This window comes from Pseudoalteromonas shioyasakiensis (assembly GCF_001550135.1).
GTDB classification, from domain to species: Bacteria; Pseudomonadota; Gammaproteobacteria; order Enterobacterales; family Alteromonadaceae; genus Pseudoalteromonas; species Pseudoalteromonas shioyasakiensis.
In genome coordinates this window covers 169,982-189,519 of record NZ_LRUE01000015.1, presented here as the reverse complement: position 1 = coordinate 189,519, position 19,538 = coordinate 169,982, and the positions used below count along the sequence as shown (strand labels likewise).

Here is a 19,538-nt window from a genome sequence, read left to right as displayed (position 1 = left end):
CTTATTTCTTTGTATTGATGATTATTAGAAGATTCTAACTAAAATAAGCACCCACATTACTAGCATTATAAAGCTACTGACAACAAAACTATAATAGCGCGCCTTCAAGGTGTTTGAAGTTAAGTGTATTACGCTATGAATAATTCTTAATGCAACATAAACCCAAGCAAGGGCAACAAATACAGTACCTACAGCATTGACTTGCAGAGCTGTTAAACACGCAATAAAAAACAGCACAGGCATTTCGAATTGATTGATAAAGTTCCGATCTGCTACGCGAACATTATCCCCAGCCTTTTCAAGCTCCATTGTTAAGAAGTCTTTCATCTCGATGGTTTTTTGTTTTGCCGCACGAAAACGACGCTTACCCATAATGTACATGACTGAAAAAGTCAGAAAGACCTGAGTGAACATTGCTACAATTAGCCACTTTTCCATAGCTCATCCTTTGTTATAGTTATTGCTATTAATCTTAACCGTAAGTATTGCATTTTCACAATGTGTTACAAAGTTTTGCTGTAACTTAGCTAAAAAGCATTGAATTGCGGCGCTCGAAAACACATGATAAATAAAAATTTATTCAATTTCTAATGGATACAAAATAATGAAAAAAATAATTGGACTCAGTGCAATCGCTTTTGCAGTGTTAGCTGGTTGTTCTTCTACTTCTACCACAACGCCTCCTGCAGCTAATACTAACCTTATTCCTGACTCGTTAGTTATCAGCCCAAACGACACCCGTGAGTACAAAACATTAAAACTAGATAACGAAATTGATGTAATTTTAATTTCAGATCCTAGTGCTGAAAAATCAGCTGCTGCTTTGAGTGTAGGCGTTGGTTTATTGCACGATCCTATGTCGCAACAAGGCATGGCGCACTACCTAGAGCATATGCTGTTCCTTGGTACAGACCGCTACCCAGACACTAAAGGTTACAGTGATTTCATGACCAAAAATGGTGGCGCACATAACGCTTACACCTGGTTAGATATCACAAACTACATGTTCAAAGTGAACAATGATGCCTACGACGAAGCACTTGACCGCTTTGCAGACTTTTTTAAATCACCAAAGCTTTACCCTGAATACACAGACAAAGAAAAAAATGCAGTAAACGCAGAGTGGTCAATGCGTCGTGAAATGGACTTTTTTGGCCAATTTAAACTAGCGCGTCAAATGATGGGCTCACACCCTGCAAACCGTTTCTTAATTGGTAACCTAGAAACTTTAGGGGACAAAGAAGGCAGCAATCTGCATAAAGAAACCGTTGCTTTCTATAACAAATATTATTCATCGAACATTATGAAAGTGGCGATGATCTCAAATCGTCCACTTGCTGAAATGGAAGCAAAAGCTAAACAGTATTTTGCTGATATTGAAAATAAAAAAATCGAAAAACCAACGGTGACTGATAAGTTAGACTTTTCTGTTGCTGGCGGAAAGCGTGTTTACTACTCACCAAATGAAGATGTAAAACAACTACAGTTAGAGTTCACAATTGCTGATAACAGTTCACAGTTTGCGGTTAAACCAAATCGTTTTGTTTCATACCTTTTAAGTAACGAAATGCAAGGTAGTCCTGCGCAAATCTTGCGTGATAAAGGCTGGGTGTCACGTTTATCTGCTTCTGATGCTCCAACACAATATGGTAACTACGGCAGCTTAACGGTTAATATTGAATTGACTGATGCTGGCATGCAAAACCGCGAAGAAATTGTCGCTATGGTTATGCAGTACATTGCGCTTATTAAAGAGCAGGGTGTTGATAGCAAATACTTTAATGAAATTCGTACATCATTAAACAATGAATTTCAATTCCTCGAAAAAGGTGATGAGTTTGGTTATGTCAGTAACTTAACTGATAGCATGCAAAAATTCCCTGTGAACAACGCAATTAACGCACCTTATTATTATGCAAAGTTTGATGCAGATGCGGTGCAAAATGTGCTTTCACAATTAAACGAAGATACGCTACGTATTTGGTATATTTCAAAGCAAGAAGAAACAGATTCACAGCTGCATTTTTACGATGGTAAATACCGCATTGAAGATATCAGCGAAGCAGAAGTTGCAAGCTGGAGCAAACCGAGCGAATACGCTTTAGCATTACCAACAGTAAACCGCTTATTACCAGAAAGCTTTGCAATTAAAACGGCGGAGTTTAAACAACAAGCGCATCCTGAACTGGTATTTGATAAGCAGGGTGTAAAAGTTTGGCGCCAAGCAAGTCAGCAATTTGCTGAGCAACCAAAAGGTCTTGTTGAAGTTTATATTAATACACCTGATGCCCTTGTGAATGTTAAATCACAAGTTCTTTATGCAGTGTGGGCTGATCTTTATAACTTACAACAAAGCAAACTAAGCACAGAAGCAGCCGTTGCAGGTATGAGCTTAGGGCTACAACCAAGTAACGGCCTTGTGTTATCACTAAGTGGTTTTACTGATAAACAAGACGTACTTTTAGCTCAGGCGCTTGAAAATCTAACGCTAGATGTGTCTGAAGAAGGTTTTGCCCAAGCAATCGATCGTTTTAAGCGTGATTTACTCAATCAGCAAAAACAGTTCCCGTTCTATCAAGCATTCGGTGAGTACTCTAAGCTTACTCGTAGTGGTAAATTTGACACCGAAACCTTGATTGCCGCGGCAGATGCACTAACCCTTGCCGATTTTTCGGCTATTAAACAATCAACACTTGCAGCCAATGATCTACGCGTATTCACGTTTGGTAACTATAACCAAAACGATGTTGAATCTATTGCGAGTAAGCTAACCGCTATACTACCTAAAGGTCATGAAGCGACTGAGTTTGCCAGAAGCAAAGCCTGGTTACCTCAGCCTGGTGAACGTATTGTACTGCAAAAAGATATTGATGTAGCTGATGTAGCAATTATTGATATGGTTGTTCACCCAACCCCAGGTTATAAGCAAAAAGCACAGGCACAAATTTTACAAAGCCACTTTAGAACCGTTGCGTTTGATAAGTTACGTACAGAAGAGCAGTTAGCTTATGCGGTTGGTGCGCTTGCACGTCCTATCGAAGACTACTCTGCTTTGGGCCTTTATATTCAAACACCGGTTAAAGGCCCTAAAGAAATGCAAGCGCGTTTTGATGAGTTCAAAAAGCAATACGCTGTTGAGCTTGATAACATGACAAAAGAAACATTTGCACAACTTAAAAATGCAACGCTTGTGTCTTTAAAAGAGCAACCTAAGAATTTAAGTGATGAAATGTCACCGCTTATTTCTGATTGGTACCGTGAAAACTTCAACTTTGACTCTAAAGAAAAGCTTATCGCTGAAGTTGAAAAAGTGACATTGGCTGATCTGAAAGATTACTACAAGAAAACGATGTTCAATAGTGAAGCTGCACGTTTAAATATTCAAATGCGTGGTAGTAAGTTTGCAGATAAGCCATTTGCTGATCTGAAAGACCAAACAAAAGTTGAAAACTTAGAGAGTTATTACAAAGGGATCAAATTCCAAAAGTAACCTAATAGTTGATAAACAAAAGCCCAAGCAATTGCTTGGGCTTTTTGATTTATGCGATAAGTAAAAACCCTATAAATGCAGCGCTTGCTGCAAGTAAGGTATAAGGCAGTTGTGTGATAGCATGGCTGACTAAATCACACCCTGAGCCTTGTGCAGCAAGTACCGTGGAGTCAGAATAAAAACAGGCTTGACTACCAAACGATGACGCTGACAACAAAGCACCAATCACTAAAGGAATGTTGGCATCTATAGCGTAAGCCAGTGGCATTACAATAGGAATCGTTACCGCGAAAATACCCCAGCTTGAACCCGTTGCAAAAGCAAGGACTGCCATTGCTAAAAACACCACGGCAGGTAAGTACTGTGCTGTCATATAAGGGCTTAATGTATTAATGACATATTGCGGAAGCATTAATTGGTCACACACATCTTTAAATATAAATGCAGCAACCACAGTCCCAATAGCGGGGATCATACTTTTAAAACCATCGAGCATACGCTCAACGAGTTCTGACAATGTCATTAACTTTTGTAACATGTAAAAAGGTAAAACAACGGCAAAGGTTGCAAGCAACCCTTTATATACGTCAATGTCAAAGTAAACAGTAAACGCAACAAGTAAAACTATCGGCACTAAAAAGTTATAGAGTTTGCCGTTTGATGCTGCTGTTTCAAAGTTTTCTTCCGCTGCTTTCACTGCGTATTCATCTGCTGTTTGAATATCTGTGTATTGGCTATTCGAGATCTCGATTTGATTATTCATGGCACGTAGTTGTGCTTTTTTCATCGGACCAAAAGCAGGGATCACATTTAAGCTAACCAGTAATACCACAATTACTGCAAACCAAGCGTATAACATATAAGGGATTGCTTGAATGTAGACGGCAATACCTTGGCCTTCTGGTGCAACATTATTGTCAACTAACAAGCCACCAAAAAAAACGGCCCATGTTGAGAGTGGTACAAGCACACAGATAGGCGCAGCGGTTGAGTCAACAACATAAGCGAGCATTTCACGGCTAATTTTAAACTTATCGGTGATACGTTTCATGGTTTCACCGACGGTTAACGCATTTAAGTAATCATCAATAAAAATAATCACACCTAGCACAAAGGTCATCACTAACGATGAGCGCTGGCCTTTGGCAAACTTTAACGCTAATTCGGCGAAGGCACTTGCCCCCCCGGTTCTTACTAATAAAGCGATTAATGCACCAAATCCACCACAGACTAAAATTAGCCAGGCAATGGTTTCGTCTTGCATTACTTTTAATGAAATATCAGCAAAATTGGCTAACACAGCGGTTGGACCTAGCATGGCTAAACCAAACAAAGCACCAATTAGTAAAGATAAAATAGGGCGGCGTAAAAATACGGCCAAAACCACCACCAATACTGGCGGCAGTAAACTTAACGCAGAAGGTTCTTGCATTATATTTTTCACACAGTTAAGCAATGCGAGATTGCTTACAGAAATCAAAAGTCTATAGACTCAAGTAACTGCTTTACGCGAACACACTTTTATGGACCCATTAGGGAAAGTGCCTGCGTTGGCTGGCGCCAGACAGTATAGAGGGTATACTGCTTTTGTTTTGCCCAAAACATCGCAAGAAAAATAATCCTGAATATTAATTTAGTCAATAACAATTTTTATTGCGATGATAATTATTTTACACTCATCAATAACGTCACTTTTTATTAATTGAGCAAAGGGATTATGGCATTTTCAGATACTTACAGACTCAGTAGCCATGCGGTTATCACCAACAACCAAGGTCAGGTGTTATTACTAAAAGCTGATTACGGTCAAAAAAGTTGGGGGTTACCTGGCGGCGCTTTAGATAAAGGTGAAACCATTCATCAAGCGTTACTTCGCGAATGCCAAGAAGAACTTAATTGTGACGTAGAAATAGCTTATTTAAGTGGTGTTTATTATCATACAGCGTTTAACTCTCATGCGTTTATTTTCCGTGCTTATATAGCTGAGGACGCAGAGATAATGTTGAGCGATGAGCACACAGAGTTCGGCTATTTCGATATTGACGAGTTATCTAAAGTACAAAAAGAGCGTGTTCTTGATTGCCTTAATTTTACCAATGATGTCGTTAGTAAGGTGTTTTAATAAATGTTAGATATATATTTACGTGCCGGGCAGCCTGATGATGCGACTTTTATCGTTGAGCTTTTAAACCAAGCAACATTTTTAGAGCACATTGGTAATAAAAACATTAATACGCCCGTACAAGCTGAGCATTATATTCAACAAACCTTTATAAATAGCCACCAGCAATTGGGCTTTGGCAGTTATATTGTTTGTTTAGCTGATGATACACCAGTTGGAATGGTGGGGCTCTTTCAGCGCGATGCGTTAGCTATCCCCGATTTAGGATTTGCCTTGTTAGCTAAATATGAAGGTAAGGGTATCATTACAGCTGCTGCTCGGTTATTGATGGCAAAAAAACACGTATTAGAGCTTGGTGTGCTTGCTGCAATAACCTCGCAAACAAATATTGGTTCACAGAAGGTGTTACAGAAACTCGGTTTTGAGTTTCTAGGCGATGTCATCATTAATGATGACAATCAGCCTTTAAAACTCTTATTAAAGAGCAAGCTTTGATACCTCGTTTGCAACCTGTTTGTTGACCTTTAGCCAGGTTGACTCAAGTGTTGCAACAAGCCCTTCGTAATCACTGTCTTGTAATGGCGTAAGCTCATTGAAGTAATTGACTGCTTTTAACTTTCGGCCCGACTCAGGGTTTGTATAGTACAAACGCCAAAGCCCGGCAATGTTGGCATTGCCTTGTTCATCGCCGTTGAAGTGATGTAGCTCATATTCTAATTCATAGAAACTTTGCTGATCTAAATCGGTTATCACCGGTAAACCTTTTATTACCATCCAATTATCAAGTTCAGTATAAAGCTGTTGATGGGCACTGGCGGTTAACATTAAATCAGGTGATTCGCTCCATAAATGGTAGTTAGCAGCATTGACACGGTTGTTGTCGAGAACCATAGCAATGCCGCGATTATTCAGCGCACCACGTAACTGTACGGTGTTAATTCTGAGCTGAGCTTGCGTATTCTCAGCTAAGCGCTGCATTGCTACAATTGGCTGCGAAAATTGATAATACTCAATGGTTGAGAACGAAGTCTGACTGCAGGCCGAAAGTAACAGCACTGATGCCACTGAAGCACAGAGTTTATAGTTCATTATTGTTTCCTCGGCGTTGGGTCTGCTGGTAGCTCTTTATCAAAGATCAACATATTAGGTTGCTGGTTTAAACCTCGTGTGAGTGGCTGTAGCTCTTCACTTAAACGTTTAAATTCAGATAAAGTTGTTTGCAACTGCTGGTGGAATGTTGAACCTTGCTCATAACTTGCCATAGTTTTTTCGAATTGTTTCATGGTTTTATCGAACTGTTGCATGCTCTTAGTCATTTCTGCAAAGTTGCGATTAATATCACCCGGTAAGTCTTGCGTATCTTGCTTATTTAGTAGCTCTCTCATGTCATGAGCAAGCGCTTGATACTCGGCAAAGGTGGTCTGCATTTGTGCCAAGCTATCTTCAATTTTAAGGTTATTTACTTTATTTAATACATCAGAGACTTGGTCTGCTATGACTGTAATACCGCTTGATACACTCGGGAATACAGTGTACTCGGCTATTGTCTTTAATTCGGCAGGCTCTGCATTATCGTAAATATCTAAGTCAACGTACACGGCGCCAGTGAGTAAGTTACCCGGCTTTAAAGATGCTCGAAGACCATTTTTGATCCAGCCATTTAAACTCGAATGCCAAAACTCGCGTGCTGCTGTACTGTCGTGGTAGAGGCGCCCATACTCAATCTTTATCAGGGCAGGTACTGCGGTGTTATCAGTTCTAAAGTGTGCGGGCTTACCATCTATTATGACACTTGCAGGTGCTTCAACTACACTACCGATACGCATACCTCGGTATTCTACAGGAGCGCCAGCGCGTAAGCCGCGAATTGATTGCTCAAAGTCGATTAAGTAGTAGTCAAAATCATAAAAGCGTTCTTCTAAGGCGGCTTTGTAGCTATTACTTAAAGAAAAACTATGGCCGTTACTGGCAACTTCACCGGGCGCTTGTTGCTCAGGAATACCAACAGAAATACCGCCTTTGAGCAATTTACTTAACGAGCCTGTATTAACATTAATACCATCTGCAGAGAGGTCTATTTCGATGCCTGAGTTTACCCAGAAAATAGAGTTTAAGGTGATCAAGTTTTGATATGGCTCATTGATAAAAATGCCATATTTCATCGCTTGATTCTTCCAATCAAAGGTGGCGGTTTCTATTTGGCCAATTTTGTAATCTTTAAAGTAAATACCGGTACTCACATCAAGCACTTCTGCGTTATAACTTAATAGGGTGAAGCGCCCACCTTTTACATCTTTACCAATTAGAGCCGGTTCATCTTGTAGCTCAAATCTTTCGGCCAGCTTTTTACTTTCACCCGGTGCAAATTCTAAATACACACCAGAGAGTAGGGTACTCATGCCGCTTATGCCGGTATCGTCAATCCGTGGTTTTACAACCCAAATTTTAGCATCATCTGTGAGTAAATCGTCGTAATGTTTATCGATTTGCGCCCGTGCGATAACGCTATTTTGTTTATCTGATAAACGAACATGGTCGATTTGGCCAATCTTCACGCTACGTACTTTTATTTCTGTTTTACCAGCCACAATACCTTCTGCATGAGGCATTTTGATGAAGATGGTGGTGCCTTTATTTGCTTGATACTGGTACAACATCCATGCGCCAATTAATAAGGCAATAACTGGAATGATCCAGATGGCCGATATATTTGGCGCTGTTTTTATTTTAGCAGTTTCGCTCATGCCAAGGTCTCTTGTTTCGCAGTACTTAAGTTATCTGGGTTATCCCACAATAAACGTGGATCAAACGCATGGGCTGCCAACATTTGGCAAATAACCATGGTTGTAAAAAATATTGTGCCAATGCCAGGTGTTACTGACATTAAGTTTCCTAGTTGTACTAAGGCTACTAGAATCGCCACAACAAATACATCGATCATTGACCATTTACCAATAAATTCAGTCAATTGGTAGATACGTGTATAGCTTTTAGTTTGTCTGTTTGCTGGCTTCATCACCATAAAGCATAAAAAACTTAATATTAGCGCTTTGGCAAGGGGAACAACCACACTCGCTAAAAAGATGATCATTGCGATAGGGTACGAGCCACTATTCCATAAAATCATTACCCCACCAATAATGGTCGATGGAGTTTCATCGCCAAGGCTTGTGGTGTACATAATAGGATAGACATTGGCTGGAATATAACAGGCCACTGAGGTTAATAACCACGCAGCGGCTTTTTGCACACTAAAAGGATTACGACTGTAAGTTTTAGAGTCGCAGCGTGAACAGGTTTCGGTCGCACACAGTTGTCCACAAACATGACATGCTCTTAATCCTTGATCAATAGCACGCGTATTTGGCTGTGTTTGCTCTATATATTCTGGTTCTTTTAATTGTTGCCATAAGGTGTGCTTATTTAATTTTGCTGTGGCTGCCACATAACAGATAACAAAAGCGCTATAGGCCCAAAAGCTTACACCAAATTCAATATCGGCCATCGACATAATTTTAACCATACTGACCATCACACCAATTAAGAAAATCTCAGACATGATCCAAGGCTCTAACGCAAAGGTGGTTTTTAACAGTCTTTTTCCCCATTGATACGGCAGCGCTTTTAGTAAGCCTAAATGCAGAGGAATTATGAGTACTAATAAAAGTAGTGGCAGACCAATAATACTGGTGTCGATGAACAAACCTAAAAAGTCGTTGTCGTAATTAAAGAGAATACGTGCGGCATCGGGTAAGGTGATTGTTTGGGTAATACCACTACTGGTAAAAGACAGAAATGGGTAAAACATACTACTCAGTAGCATAACAATAGCACTTAAGCTTAGTGCGACCACCATACTATCTTGGTTAGCTTGCGATGCCGAAAGCTTTGTATTGCAATGAGGGCATATTGCCACTTGTTTTGCACTTAAGTGTGGGATCTCAATGACAAGATCGCAGCTAGGACAGGCTGTTTGCAAACTTAGGGTCTCTTAAACAAGAACTTAGTTAAGTTTGCATCAAATAGTGTATAAATTCAAATGCACCTTTGTTTAATATAAGCTAATATTTGTACAAAGCGATTACGCTTTTTAATACATTTAATTCTTTAAGGTGATCAGTGAAGCAATTATTTATCCTTTTAATGTTGTTTGTTAGTGTTAAAGGTGAGTGTTTATCTGAGCCAAATACGCAAAAGCCTATAGTTGTTGCTGCAAGCGCCTCTTTGCCTCCTTACGTCATTCAAGACACTAACAGCGGTATTCAACTCGAAATATTGAAAGCTGCTTTTAAATCGCAAGGCATTTCTAATATCGATATCCATTACATGTCTAATAAGCGTGCTGAGCAGCAGCTTATGCAGGGCAAAGTAGATATTGCATTAAATTTTCCACCCGTACTCACGCCGCATGTTTATAAAAGTGACGAGCTACTGAGCTACCAAAATGTGGCGGTTAGCCTTGCCAATAAAGAGCTGAAAATTAATAGTATTTACGATTTAGCAGGTAAAAGCGTGCTTGCCTTTCAAAATGCGACGAATTTCATTGAAGCACCTTTTAAATCGGTTACCAATATTTTGCGTTCTTACGAAGAAGTAGTTAACCAAGAAGCACAAGTTGATCACCTTATGAAAGGCTGGGTCGATGTAATTATTTTAGAGCGACGGGTGTTTTTATATTATTTAGAAAAATATAAACAAAGCGCTGAGGTAAAACCTTTTATTGTGCATGCAATCTTTAAAGAAGCACCAAGACCTGCGTTTTTTTACAGTAAAACGTTAAAAAACACCTTTAATTTGGGTCTTGGTGAGATTATTGAGTCAGGCCAGTACCAAGCAATTATTCGCCTTGATGGTACTGAGTATGCGCAACTTTCAGAGCCTGAGTTACGCGAATAACGCGACGGTTTGGCGGCTTAGCGCAATTAGCTTGCCGTCTTCACTCCAAATGCAGCCATCTTCTAGCCCATAGCCATCCTTACTATGATGTGTTACTGCTTCGTAGCCAATCCAAGCATCATGGGCAATTGAAGGTTCTTCAACAAATTCTATGTACCACGACATACTACTTGCAGGTGCAGGTTGCTTATACATTTGTAATAAGGTTGGTGGCCATGCATCTGTTAGAGCGATGATATGGGCTTCAGTCATTTGCTCTGGTACATGTTTGAATTTCATCCAACCACCTAAATGTGAGGTGTCTGCTCCAGAGAATGGCATATTGCCGTCTTGTAAACACAGTGCCACATGTCGGAAAAATGCCGGCATCACGCCTTCTTTATAAGGTAGAGTGAAACGCTCATCAACAGGTTTTAGCTGCATGGTCTTAGTGACATCTACACGAACATCGGACTGACGCTCAGCCCCAAAACAGGCTTGTGTAATCACACAAACATCGCCATTTTGAATCACTTTAGCGAGTACCTGCGCACTGTTTTTGCCTTCACGTAAGACTTCAACGTCGATTGAAAAATCATTGTCAGCGATTAACGGGCCAACAAAGTTAGTGCTTAAAGATAGTAAGCGGCGAGAGCTATCGATATGCTGACGTATAGCTTGATATAATAAAGCTGCAGATAATCCACCAAACGCTGTGCGGCCTTGGCACCAGTTTTCTGGAAACTGCATCACTTTTGTTTTGTCTTTGCCTAGTTCAGCTGCCATGGCGAGTAATTGTTCAAAATGCATAATTTTCCTTAACATTTATTGTTATGGTGTTTGTTATAGCATAGCTAAAGTCATCAGACCAGTTTGTTTATCCTGCAAGCAGGTTGAGAAAACAGCGCTTTTTGTGGAAAAAACGCCCATTTCGAAAATATTTCAAAAAAAAGTAAATTTTTTTCATTTTTACAGTTGAATTCAGTTTCCTGCACCCCTATTTACTAGTCATCGAACGTTTTAACGAATTTTGAAGTTGGAGAAGATTCATGGGTAGAATTATTGGAATCGATTTAGGTACTACTAACTCTTGTGTAGCAGTACTAGACGGTGATAAAGCACGCGTTATCGAAAACGCGGAAGGCGATCGCACAACACCATCGATCATTGCATATACGCAAGACGGTGAAACATTAGTTGGTCAACCTGCAAAACGCCAAGCAGTAACTAACCCAACTAACACATTATTTGCAATCAAGCGTCTAATTGGTCGTCGTTTTGAAGACGAAGAAGTACAACGCGATATCGGTATCATGCCTTTTAAAATTGTAAAAGCTGATAACGGTGATGCATGGGTTGAAGCACGTGGCGAGAAACGTGCTGCACCACAAATTTCAGCAGAAGTGCTGAAAAAAATGAAGAAAACAGCAGAAGACTTCCTAGGTGAAGCGGTTACTGAAGCAGTAATCACAGTACCTGCATACTTCAATGACTCACAACGTCAAGCTACTAAAGATGCTGGTCGTATTGCTGGTCTTGAAGTTAAACGTATCATCAATGAGCCAACTGCCGCTGCACTTGCATACGGCATGGACAAAAACAAAGGTGAAAACGTTGTTGCTGTATATGACTTAGGTGGTGGTACTTTTGATATCTCTATCATCGAAATCGACGAAGTTGAAGGCGAGCACACGTTTGAAGTTCTAGCAACTAACGGTGACACTCACTTAGGTGGTGAAGACTTCGATAACCGTGTTATCAACTACTTAGTTGAAGAGTTTAAGAAAGATCAAGGTATCGACCTTAAAACTGATCCACTTGCAATGCAACGTGTTAAAGAAGCTGCTGAAAAAGCGAAGATTGAACTTTCTTCTGCACAGCAAACAGAAGTTAACTTACCGTACGTGACTGCCGACGCAACTGGTCCTAAGCACATGAACGTTAAAGTTACTCGTGCAAAACTTGAGTCACTTGTTGAAGACTTAGTAACTAAGTCAATCGAGCCACTTAAGCGTGCACTAGCTGATGCTGATTTATCAGTAAGCGACGTAAATGACATCATCCTTGTTGGTGGTCAAACACGTATGCCTTTAGTACAAAAAACAGTTGCTGAGTTCTTTGGTAAAGAGCCACGTAAAGATGTTAACCCAGATGAAGCAGTTGCAGTAGGTGCAGCGATTCAAGGTGGTGTACTAGCTGGTGACGTTAAAGACGTACTACTACTTGACGTATCTCCGTTATCACTAGGTATCGAGACTATGGGTCAAGTAATGACAGCTCTAATCGAGAAAAACACGACGATTCCTACTAAGAAATCACAAGTTTTCTCAACAGCTGAAGACAACCAATCAGCGGTAACGATTCACGTACTACAAGGTGAGCGTAAGCGTGCAAGCGATAACAAGTCACTAGGTCAATTTAACCTAGAAGGCATTCGTCCAGCACAACGTGGTACTCCACAAATCGAAGTAACATTCGACGTAGATGCGGACGGTATCTTACATGTATCTGCTAAAGATAAAGATACAGGTAAAGAGCAGAAGATCACAATCCAAGCTTCTTCAGGTCTAAGCGACGATGAAGTAGAAAAAATGGTTCGTGATGCTGAAGCGCACGCTGAAGAAGATAAGAAATTCGAAGAGCTAGTAGCAACTCGTAACCAAGCTGATGCAATGGTTCACGGTACACGTAAGCAAATCGAAGAAGCGGGTGATGCATTACCTGCAGAAGATAAAGAAGCAATCGAAGCTGCGCTTACAGAGCTAGAAGCGGCGATTAAAGGTGACAACAAAGAAGAGATTGAAGCGAAAACTCAAGCTCTTGCTGAGAAGTCGCAAAAGCTAATGGAAATTGCACAAGCTAAAGCACAGCAGCAACAAGGCGGTGCGGATGCAGGTGCTGAGCAATCTTCTGCAAAACAAGACGACGATGTTGTTGATGCAGAGTTCGAAGAAGTGAAAGACGACAAGTAATTGCTTGTTTCGCTTCTGCCTAACGTAATAATGGCTGCTTTGTTTAGCCAATTAAGTTAGGATGAAATGATTGAGGCGCGCCAGCGATTTCGCTTGACGCGCCTTTTGCATGTATATAAACGGTAAATTGATAAGTTGCTAATCCTCTTAAATGGTTATGACCATAATACGATTTGTATCAGTCGATTTACCTTACGCAGTGTAGCTGCAGTAAAAAGAGTAGTGTGATAGATATGTCAAAAAGCGATTATTATGAAGTTCTCGGCGTGAGCAAAGATGCCAGCGAACGAGACATAAAAAAAGCGTATAAGCGCTTAGCGATGAAATATCATCCAGACCGTACCGCAGGCGATAAAGACCTTGAAGCTAAATTTAAGGAAGTAAAAGATGCCTACGAAGTACTAACTGATCCGCAAAAGCGTCAAATGTATGATCAGTACGGCCATGCAGCCTTTGAACAAGGTGGTGGCGGTCATGGCGGTGGCTTCGGCGGCGGTCATGGTGATTTTGGTGATATTTTCGGTGATGTGTTTGGAGATATCTTTGGTGGTGGCGGTGGTCGTCGTCAATCGCGTCAACAACGTGGTTCGGACTTACGTTACAACATGGACTTAAGCCTTGAAGAGGCTGTTCGTGGTAAAGATGTCGAAATTAAAGTACCAACCTGGGTTAGCTGTAAGCCATGTGACGGTAGCGGTGCAAAAGCGGGTTCTAAACCAAAAACATGTACTACCTGTCATGGTGCAGGCCAAGTACAAATGCGCCAAGGTTTCTTCGCGGTTCAGCAAACTTGTCCTACGTGTCAGGGCACAGGTCAAATTATTTCTGATCCATGTGACAGCTGTCATGGCCAAGGTCGCGTAGAAAAAACTAAGACCTTATCAGTTAAGATCCCAGCGGGTGTTGATACAGGTGACCGTATTCGTCTATCGGGCGAAGGTGAAGCGGGCATGCATGGAGCACCAGCAGGTGATTTATACGTTCAGGTTTCTGTACGTGAACATCCGATTTTCCAACGTGATGGTAATAACCTGTATTGTGAAGTGCCTATTGGCTTCACAACAGCAGCACTGGGCGGTGAAATTGAAGTACCGACACTGGATGGCCGTGCAAAACTGAAGATCCCATCAGAAAGCCAAACGGGCAAGATGTTCCGTATGCGTGGTAAAGGCGTTAAGTCTGTACGTAGTGGCGCTCAAGGTGACTTGATCTGTAAAGTGGTTATTGAAACGCCGGTTAATCTTAATGATCGTCAACGTGAATTGCTTGAAGAACTTGAGCAAAGCATGGGTAAAGATGGCTCTAAAAATCGTCCAAAAGAAAAAGGTTTCTTTGACGGTGTTAAGAAGTTTTTCGATGACCTAACTAAGTAACTCTAGTTAAGTAACTTTAGTTAGATAGTAAAAAAGGCGCTAATAAGCGCCTTTTTTTATTGGTAATTGCCTACTTTAGTGATCTAAGAATAGGTAGTTTTGCCAACTTTTCATTCTGATCAATACTTTACGCATTACTGATACGTGCTCGAAGTGTTCTGAATAAACAGCGACTTCTGTGCTTGTCCCCTGTGGTAGGTTATATTCACTCATGTCGTCTGTGATTTTTAAGGTGACAATTGCGCGGCCTTGGCGAGCAAAAAACTCAGTGCCCATCAGTGTGCCTTGTGCTTGTACTTGCCCTTCACCAATAGCAGGTAATACATCGATTACTTCACCCGCAAAGGTTTTGCCAGGAATAGCTTTAAAGATAAAGTCTGCTTTGTAGCCTGGTTCGAGTCTTAATAGTGAATTTTGTCTAAATGCAGCGACGTAAACGGTATCTTCTTTGTGCACAAAGGTCATTACTGGGCGTAGTGGCATTGGTACTGCAATCATCCCAGGGCGTAATGTTAGTTGTGTAACATAGCCATCGGTAGGTGCATAAACGCTTGTGCTGTCTAAGTTAAATTGAGCTTGCTCTAAATTAGCGCGAGCTGCGGCAATTTTAGTTTGTTCGCCGTTTATTTCAGACTCAAATGCAAGTTTTTGACGTAGCTCTTCGGCCTGTGCTGCTTCGTAACTTGCCTTTGCTGCTAAGTATACACCTAATTTATTATCAACTTGGCCTTTTGAGTAAGCACCGCTTTTTGCCCCTTTTTCATAACGTTCGTATTCTTTCTTACTGCGATCATATTCAGCTTTAGCCATTAGTGCACTGGCTTGTGCTGATTTATAGGCCGCTTCTAAACCAAGCACTGACTGTTTTGCATCTTGCAAAGCGGCAATCGCTTGATTTAGTTTGGCTCGATATAAGGTATCGTCTAGGCGAAACAATAACTCACCTTTTTTAACGGGCTGATTTGGCTTAACAGCCACTTCTTCAACGGTTCCGCGTACATTTGGCACAATAGGTGTTGTGACATAGGCACTGCTGGCCATATTTGAATGTGGATGGTTATAGTTCATTAACAGGATCAAAGCGCCGATCAGCACCACACCACCAAGTACCGCGGTAGGTACCGTCCATTTATTTAGTGGGATTTTAAAAACTTTAAAGATACCAATGCACAATGCGGTATAGGTGAGTATTAATAACAAATCCATATTCTATTTCTCTTTATTATTCGATTGAGCATTTATTTGTGCTTGTAGCGCTGCCACTGTGGCTGTCAGGCTTGCCACTTTTTCAGCTAAGTCTTCTTGTTCCTTTTGGATCTGGTTAAAACCCCAACCGCGGTCATCACGCCATAATGTCGCCCAAACCCATAAAAATGGCCACAGCACGTGTAGGGTAAATAGGCTAACCCAGCCTGCATAATGGATGGCATCTTGATGAGGGTGATTACGCTTTTTGGCAATTTCGTAGGGAATATCGTGAATGGCAATAACACCATAAAATATTACTACCGTTACAAACACTAGCATGACCAGTGCAAAGTAGTCTAAAAACATGTACTTTCCTTTGTTTAACTTATAATCAATTTAATAATACGTGAAATTTCCCTAATTCCTAGTCGGTATTTTCAGATTTAGTTCAGCACAACGTAGTAGTCGGTATCAGCAAGACAACGGCATAAAGTCACATCCTCTGAAAATGTGGTGTTTTGTATTCGGCCTTTTTCTAAGCCAAGCGTATGGCATTTGCTTTGACAATCCATGTAGGCATTCCACGCGAGGTATTCGTTGCACACAAAATTCACTGCATACAATAGGGTGAGTATGATAAATAACTGTTTGGCTAGATAGAGCCCTGTGTGTCTAGACATGCTTGTTACCCTGCCCAGGATTCATTACTTTAGTGTAGTCGAATTAGGTCTATTTCGTGTGTTTTGTAGCGGTTTTTCTATTGCCTTATATTCCTTGTTCACGGTATGTTTTATAAAGTGACTGCTAATTAATTAGTTATAGGAAAATCAATGACGCCGGCTATAAACTTACTGAAGAAGAAAGGTATTAGCTTTGATGTGCTCAGCTATCAGCATGAGCCTTCGCAACAACAGTTTGGCCTTGAAGCGGTTGAAAAGCTTAAGCTACCAGCTGAGCAAGTATTTAAAACCTTAGTACTTGAAGACGCTGACCACCAGCTTTTGGTTGCTATTGTGCCAGTTAGCCAACAAGTTAACCTGAAAATGCTGGCAAAGGCGGCAAAGGTTAAAAAAGTACAAATGGCTCCACAACAAAAAGTCGAAAATACCACAGGTTATATTTTAGGTGGAGTAAGCCCGCTAGGTCAGAAAAAGCGCCTTAATACCTATGTGCATCAATCTGCAGATAGCTTTGACTTGATGTATGTTTCAGCTGGTAAGCGAGGCCTTGAGATTTCGTTGGCACCTAAGGATTTATGCAGTTTACTAAATGCTAAGCTGGCAGATTTTTAACAATGTATTTTTGGTAGGTTATGCCAGCGGGTTGTGTAATGAGGCGATAAGTACGCGCGTTTCATATGCCAACGGGTCGTTGGAGTTTCGCTGGCTATGGCAAGGGTACCCACGCCATAACGGGTGTTAATGCTATCAAGACACTTCATCAGTTTTGGGTTATCGATAGGCGCTTGAAATAGATCAGGTTGCTGAAACATGTGGCTTGATAACTCAAGAGCACCTACACCACATTTATAAAATCGTACCCCAGGTTTATAGAGATGATCAAATACCTCGCTGATAGCATTGGCAAACACGCAACTATCGGCGGTGGCGACACTAAACTCATAAATATAGGACTTTTTATAATAGCCATCTTGGTGAGGAGAACTGGCCACAAACATTAATAAGCGTTGAGTGTGTGAGCCTTGCGCACGTAGTTTTCTTGCTACAATGACACAATGATTGATCAGTGCCGTTTTCAGCGCGGTGGCGTCAGTGATACGCTCTCCAAAACTACGGGTCGAAAAAATTTCTTTTTTGTCTTGGCGTACTTCATCCCAGGCTAAACAGCTTTTACCGCGTAACTCGTTCACTGTGCGCTCTAATACAATACTAAATAGGCGTTTCATTTTTCGTGGGTCTTGCTCGGCTAAATCAAAGGCTGTATTAATATTCATTGCTTTGAGTTTTTTAGCTAAGCGTCGACCAACGCCCCAAACATCTTGTACGTCCATGGCTTTTAGAATGGCTACCCGTGAAGTTTCTGAGTCAATCACTGCAACGCCATCAAAGCCGGGGAGTTTTTTCGCTGCATGATTGGCGGCTTTGGCTAGGGTTGCTGTTGGGCCAAATCCAACACCGACTGGCAGCTTTGTTTCGCGCCATACGGTACGGCGAATATCATGGCCATAACGATGCCAATCGTGAATAAGTTTTTTGAAACCAGTAAAGTTTAAAAATGATTCATCAATAGAGTATATGTGCTGATTATCGCAAAAGCGGCCAATCACGTTCATCATCCGCTCGCTTAAATCCGCATACAGCTCATAGTTAGATGAGCGGATCACCACTTGGTTATCTTCGAGTATTTTCTTTACTTGAAAATAAGGCTGAAATTTTGGAATAGCCAGCTTTCGTGCAATAGGGCACACGGCACAAATACAACCATCGTTGTTAGTAAGAACCACAACCGGTTTACTACGAATAGCCGGATCAAATACTTTTTCGGCGCTGGCATAAAAGGCCACCGCATCGACTAAGGCGTACATGCTAATAGCTCTTTACTACTGCGATGTAAGCGAATTGAGCGAGTGACCACGCCTTCTAATTGAAATTCATCCGATTGGCGTAGTTGCACTGCGGGGTATTTAGGTGAGGCTGATAATAACTGTGCATTGTGTTTATCTAATAGCTTACAAACAAATAAACCATTTAGATTCGCGACAATGACATCGCCATTTTTAACGTCTTCGGCGCGATCAACCAGTAATAAGTCACCATCAAAAATCCCCACACCTTGCATTGATTCGCCAGAGGCAATACCAATAAATGTTGCATCAGGGTGTTTAATCAATAGCTGATCTAATGATAAGCCTAGCTCTTTGTATTGTGCTGCCGGTGATTCAAAACCACATACGCCAGCTTCGATATAAATAGGAATAACACGCATAACAAAACCACTATACTGTACGTTTGTACAGTATAGTGGTTTGTGGTTATCTTGCCAATAAGATCACGGGGTGTTGTGATTGATATTTTCGATCATGGTTGTGGCAATAGCGATAAAATCACGTACTTGTTGATCAGTTAAACCGTGGCAAAGTTTGGCATCAACTTCTTGCTCTGCAACTTCTAAACGCGAGAACAGGGCGTTACCTTGATCAGTAAAGGATAAAATTAAACAGCGCTTATCGTTTTCGTCGGCACATTTAGAAACCAGTTCAAGCTTTATAAGCTCTTTTACTAAGCGTGCTATTTGTGCTTTATCACGACCAGTTTTGGCAACAATATCATTGGCAGTACAGTGCTGTGTTTCGGCAATAATATGTAAACAGCGTACATGCAGTGCGTTAAGACCAAGCTCGTTGGCGTTAATGGCTTCGCGTACAGTGACACGGTAACTTTGTGCCAGTGTAAATAAAGCTGAAGAAAGAGAGGTTTGTGGCATGATTCACCTAAGTTAAGCAAGTTTACATTAGTTGACAAAGTCAATTAAAAGCGTATAGTTGACTATATCAACTA

At 41.0% G+C, this 19,538-nt stretch carries 19 protein-coding genes; 7 read left to right on the top strand and 12 right to left on the bottom strand.

Annotated elements, in window-relative coordinates; translation table 11 throughout:
- Positions 1 to 24: 24 nt before the first annotated feature.
- Positions 25 to 438 carry an MAPEG family protein gene (locus PASHI_RS10045; RefSeq protein WP_062565489.1) on the bottom strand — a complete coding sequence of 138 codons (414 nt, stop codon included), beginning with the start codon at positions 436 to 438 and terminating at the stop codon, positions 25 to 27.
- 166 nt (positions 439 to 604) lie between these two features.
- On the opposite strand from PASHI_RS10045, the gene PASHI_RS10040 reads away from it, so the two are divergent.
- Positions 605 to 3,490, top strand: a complete 2,886-nt coding sequence (locus PASHI_RS10040) for an insulinase family protein (protein WP_062565488.1) — start codon at positions 605 to 607, stop codon at positions 3,488 to 3,490.
- Between the two features lie 49 nt (positions 3,491 to 3,539).
- Here PASHI_RS10040 and PASHI_RS10035 read toward each other — a convergent pair whose 3' ends face one another.
- Positions 3,540 to 4,922 carry a Na+/H+ antiporter NhaC family protein gene (locus PASHI_RS10035; protein WP_062565487.1) on the bottom strand — a complete coding sequence of 461 codons (1,383 nt, stop codon included), beginning with the start codon at positions 4,920 to 4,922 and terminating at the stop codon, positions 3,540 to 3,542.
- A gap of 285 nt (positions 4,923 to 5,207) precedes the next feature.
- Here PASHI_RS10035 and PASHI_RS10030 point away from each other — a divergent pair, with 285 nt between their 5' ends.
- Both PASHI_RS10030 and PASHI_RS10025 read left to right on the top strand, forming a co-directional pair.
- Entirely contained in the window at positions 5,208 to 5,612 is a 405-nt protein-coding gene (locus PASHI_RS10030; protein WP_062565486.1) for an NUDIX hydrolase, read from the top strand.
- A 3-nt stretch (positions 5,613 to 5,615) separates the two neighbouring features.
- Entirely contained in the window at positions 5,616 to 6,107 is a 492-nt protein-coding gene (locus tag PASHI_RS10025) for a GNAT family N-acetyltransferase (protein WP_062565485.1), read from the top strand.
- Here PASHI_RS10025 and PASHI_RS10020 read toward each other — a convergent pair.
- Genes PASHI_RS10020 through PASHI_RS10010 form a run of 3 tightly spaced genes read right to left on the bottom strand, consistent with a single transcriptional unit; the run spans position 6,090 to position 9,591 of the window.
- The gene (locus PASHI_RS10020; protein ID WP_062565484.1) at positions 6,090 to 6,701 is read right to left on the bottom strand and encodes a PqiC family protein; all 612 of its coding nucleotides are present in this window, start codon (positions 6,699 to 6,701) and stop codon (positions 6,090 to 6,092) included. The genes PASHI_RS10025 and PASHI_RS10020 overlap by 18 nt on opposite strands.
- Complete coding sequence (pqiB, locus tag PASHI_RS10015; protein ID WP_062565483.1) at positions 6,701 to 8,356, bottom strand: intermembrane transport protein PqiB; 1,656 nt, start codon at positions 8,354 to 8,356, stop codon at positions 6,701 to 6,703. The genes PASHI_RS10020 and pqiB overlap by 1 nt, the downstream gene beginning before the upstream one ends.
- The gene (locus PASHI_RS10010; protein ID WP_062565482.1) at positions 8,353 to 9,591 is read right to left on the bottom strand and encodes a PqiA/YebS family transporter subunit; all 1,239 of its coding nucleotides are present in this window, start codon (positions 9,589 to 9,591) and stop codon (positions 8,353 to 8,355) included. Before PASHI_RS10010 ends, pqiB begins: the two co-directional genes overlap by 4 nt.
- Positions 9,592 to 9,731: 140 nt before the next feature.
- Here PASHI_RS10010 and PASHI_RS10005 point away from each other — a divergent pair, with 140 nt between their 5' ends.
- Entirely contained in the window at positions 9,732 to 10,508 is a 777-nt protein-coding gene (locus PASHI_RS10005) for a substrate-binding periplasmic protein (RefSeq protein ID WP_240701529.1), read from the top strand.
- Here PASHI_RS10005 and PASHI_RS10000 read toward each other — a convergent pair.
- Positions 10,497 to 11,297 (bottom strand): thioesterase family protein, encoded by an 801-nt coding sequence (locus PASHI_RS10000; protein ID WP_062565481.1) that lies wholly within the window; start codon positions 11,295 to 11,297, stop codon positions 10,497 to 10,499. The genes PASHI_RS10005 and PASHI_RS10000 overlap by 12 nt on opposite strands.
- 239 nt (positions 11,298 to 11,536) lie before the next feature.
- Between PASHI_RS10000 and dnaK the strand changes: the two genes are divergently transcribed.
- Together dnaK and dnaJ are read left to right on the top strand one after the other, a co-directional pair.
- Positions 11,537 to 13,459, top strand: a complete 1,923-nt coding sequence (dnaK, locus tag PASHI_RS09995; protein WP_055021216.1) for a molecular chaperone DnaK — start codon at positions 11,537 to 11,539, stop codon at positions 13,457 to 13,459.
- A gap of 233 nt (positions 13,460 to 13,692) precedes the next feature.
- Positions 13,693 to 14,832 (top strand): molecular chaperone DnaJ, encoded by a 1,140-nt coding sequence (gene dnaJ, locus PASHI_RS09990; RefSeq protein WP_054563084.1) that lies wholly within the window; start codon positions 13,693 to 13,695, stop codon positions 14,830 to 14,832.
- 75 nt (positions 14,833 to 14,907) lie between these two features.
- On the opposite strand, the gene PASHI_RS09985 is transcribed toward dnaJ, so the two are convergent.
- From PASHI_RS09985 to PASHI_RS22000, 3 genes are all read right to left on the bottom strand, one after another.
- Entirely contained in the window at positions 14,908 to 16,038 is a 1,131-nt protein-coding gene (locus PASHI_RS09985; RefSeq protein ID WP_062565480.1) for an HlyD family secretion protein, read from the bottom strand.
- A 3-nt stretch (positions 16,039 to 16,041) separates the two neighbouring features.
- A complete protein-coding gene (locus PASHI_RS09980; RefSeq protein ID WP_054552213.1) occupies positions 16,042 to 16,386 on the bottom strand; it encodes a DUF3302 domain-containing protein in 345 nt (114 codons plus the stop codon).
- Between the two features lie 77 nt (positions 16,387 to 16,463).
- Positions 16,464 to 16,700, bottom strand: a complete 237-nt coding sequence (locus PASHI_RS22000) for a hypothetical protein (RefSeq protein WP_130167504.1) — start codon at positions 16,698 to 16,700, stop codon at positions 16,464 to 16,466.
- 150 nt (positions 16,701 to 16,850) lie between these two features.
- On the opposite strand from PASHI_RS22000, the gene ybaK reads away from it, so the two are divergent.
- A complete protein-coding gene (gene ybaK, locus PASHI_RS09975) occupies positions 16,851 to 17,312 on the top strand; it encodes a Cys-tRNA(Pro) deacylase (protein ID WP_062565479.1) in 462 nt (153 codons plus the stop codon).
- Here ybaK and PASHI_RS09970 read toward each other — a convergent pair.
- From PASHI_RS09970 to PASHI_RS09960, 3 genes are all read right to left on the bottom strand, one after another.
- The gene (locus tag PASHI_RS09970) at positions 17,309 to 18,565 is read right to left on the bottom strand and encodes a Y-family DNA polymerase (protein WP_062565478.1); all 1,257 of its coding nucleotides are present in this window, start codon (positions 18,563 to 18,565) and stop codon (positions 17,309 to 17,311) included. The two genes, ybaK and PASHI_RS09970, sit on opposite strands and share 4 nt — an antisense overlap.
- Entirely contained in the window at positions 18,553 to 18,966 is a 414-nt protein-coding gene (locus PASHI_RS09965; protein WP_054552219.1) for a LexA family protein, read from the bottom strand. The genes PASHI_RS09970 and PASHI_RS09965 overlap by 13 nt, the downstream gene beginning before the upstream one ends.
- Before the next feature lie 63 nt (positions 18,967 to 19,029).
- Positions 19,030 to 19,464, bottom strand: a complete 435-nt coding sequence (locus tag PASHI_RS09960) for a MarR family winged helix-turn-helix transcriptional regulator (protein ID WP_054563088.1) — start codon at positions 19,462 to 19,464, stop codon at positions 19,030 to 19,032.
- Positions 19,465 to 19,538 lie beyond the last annotated feature (74 nt).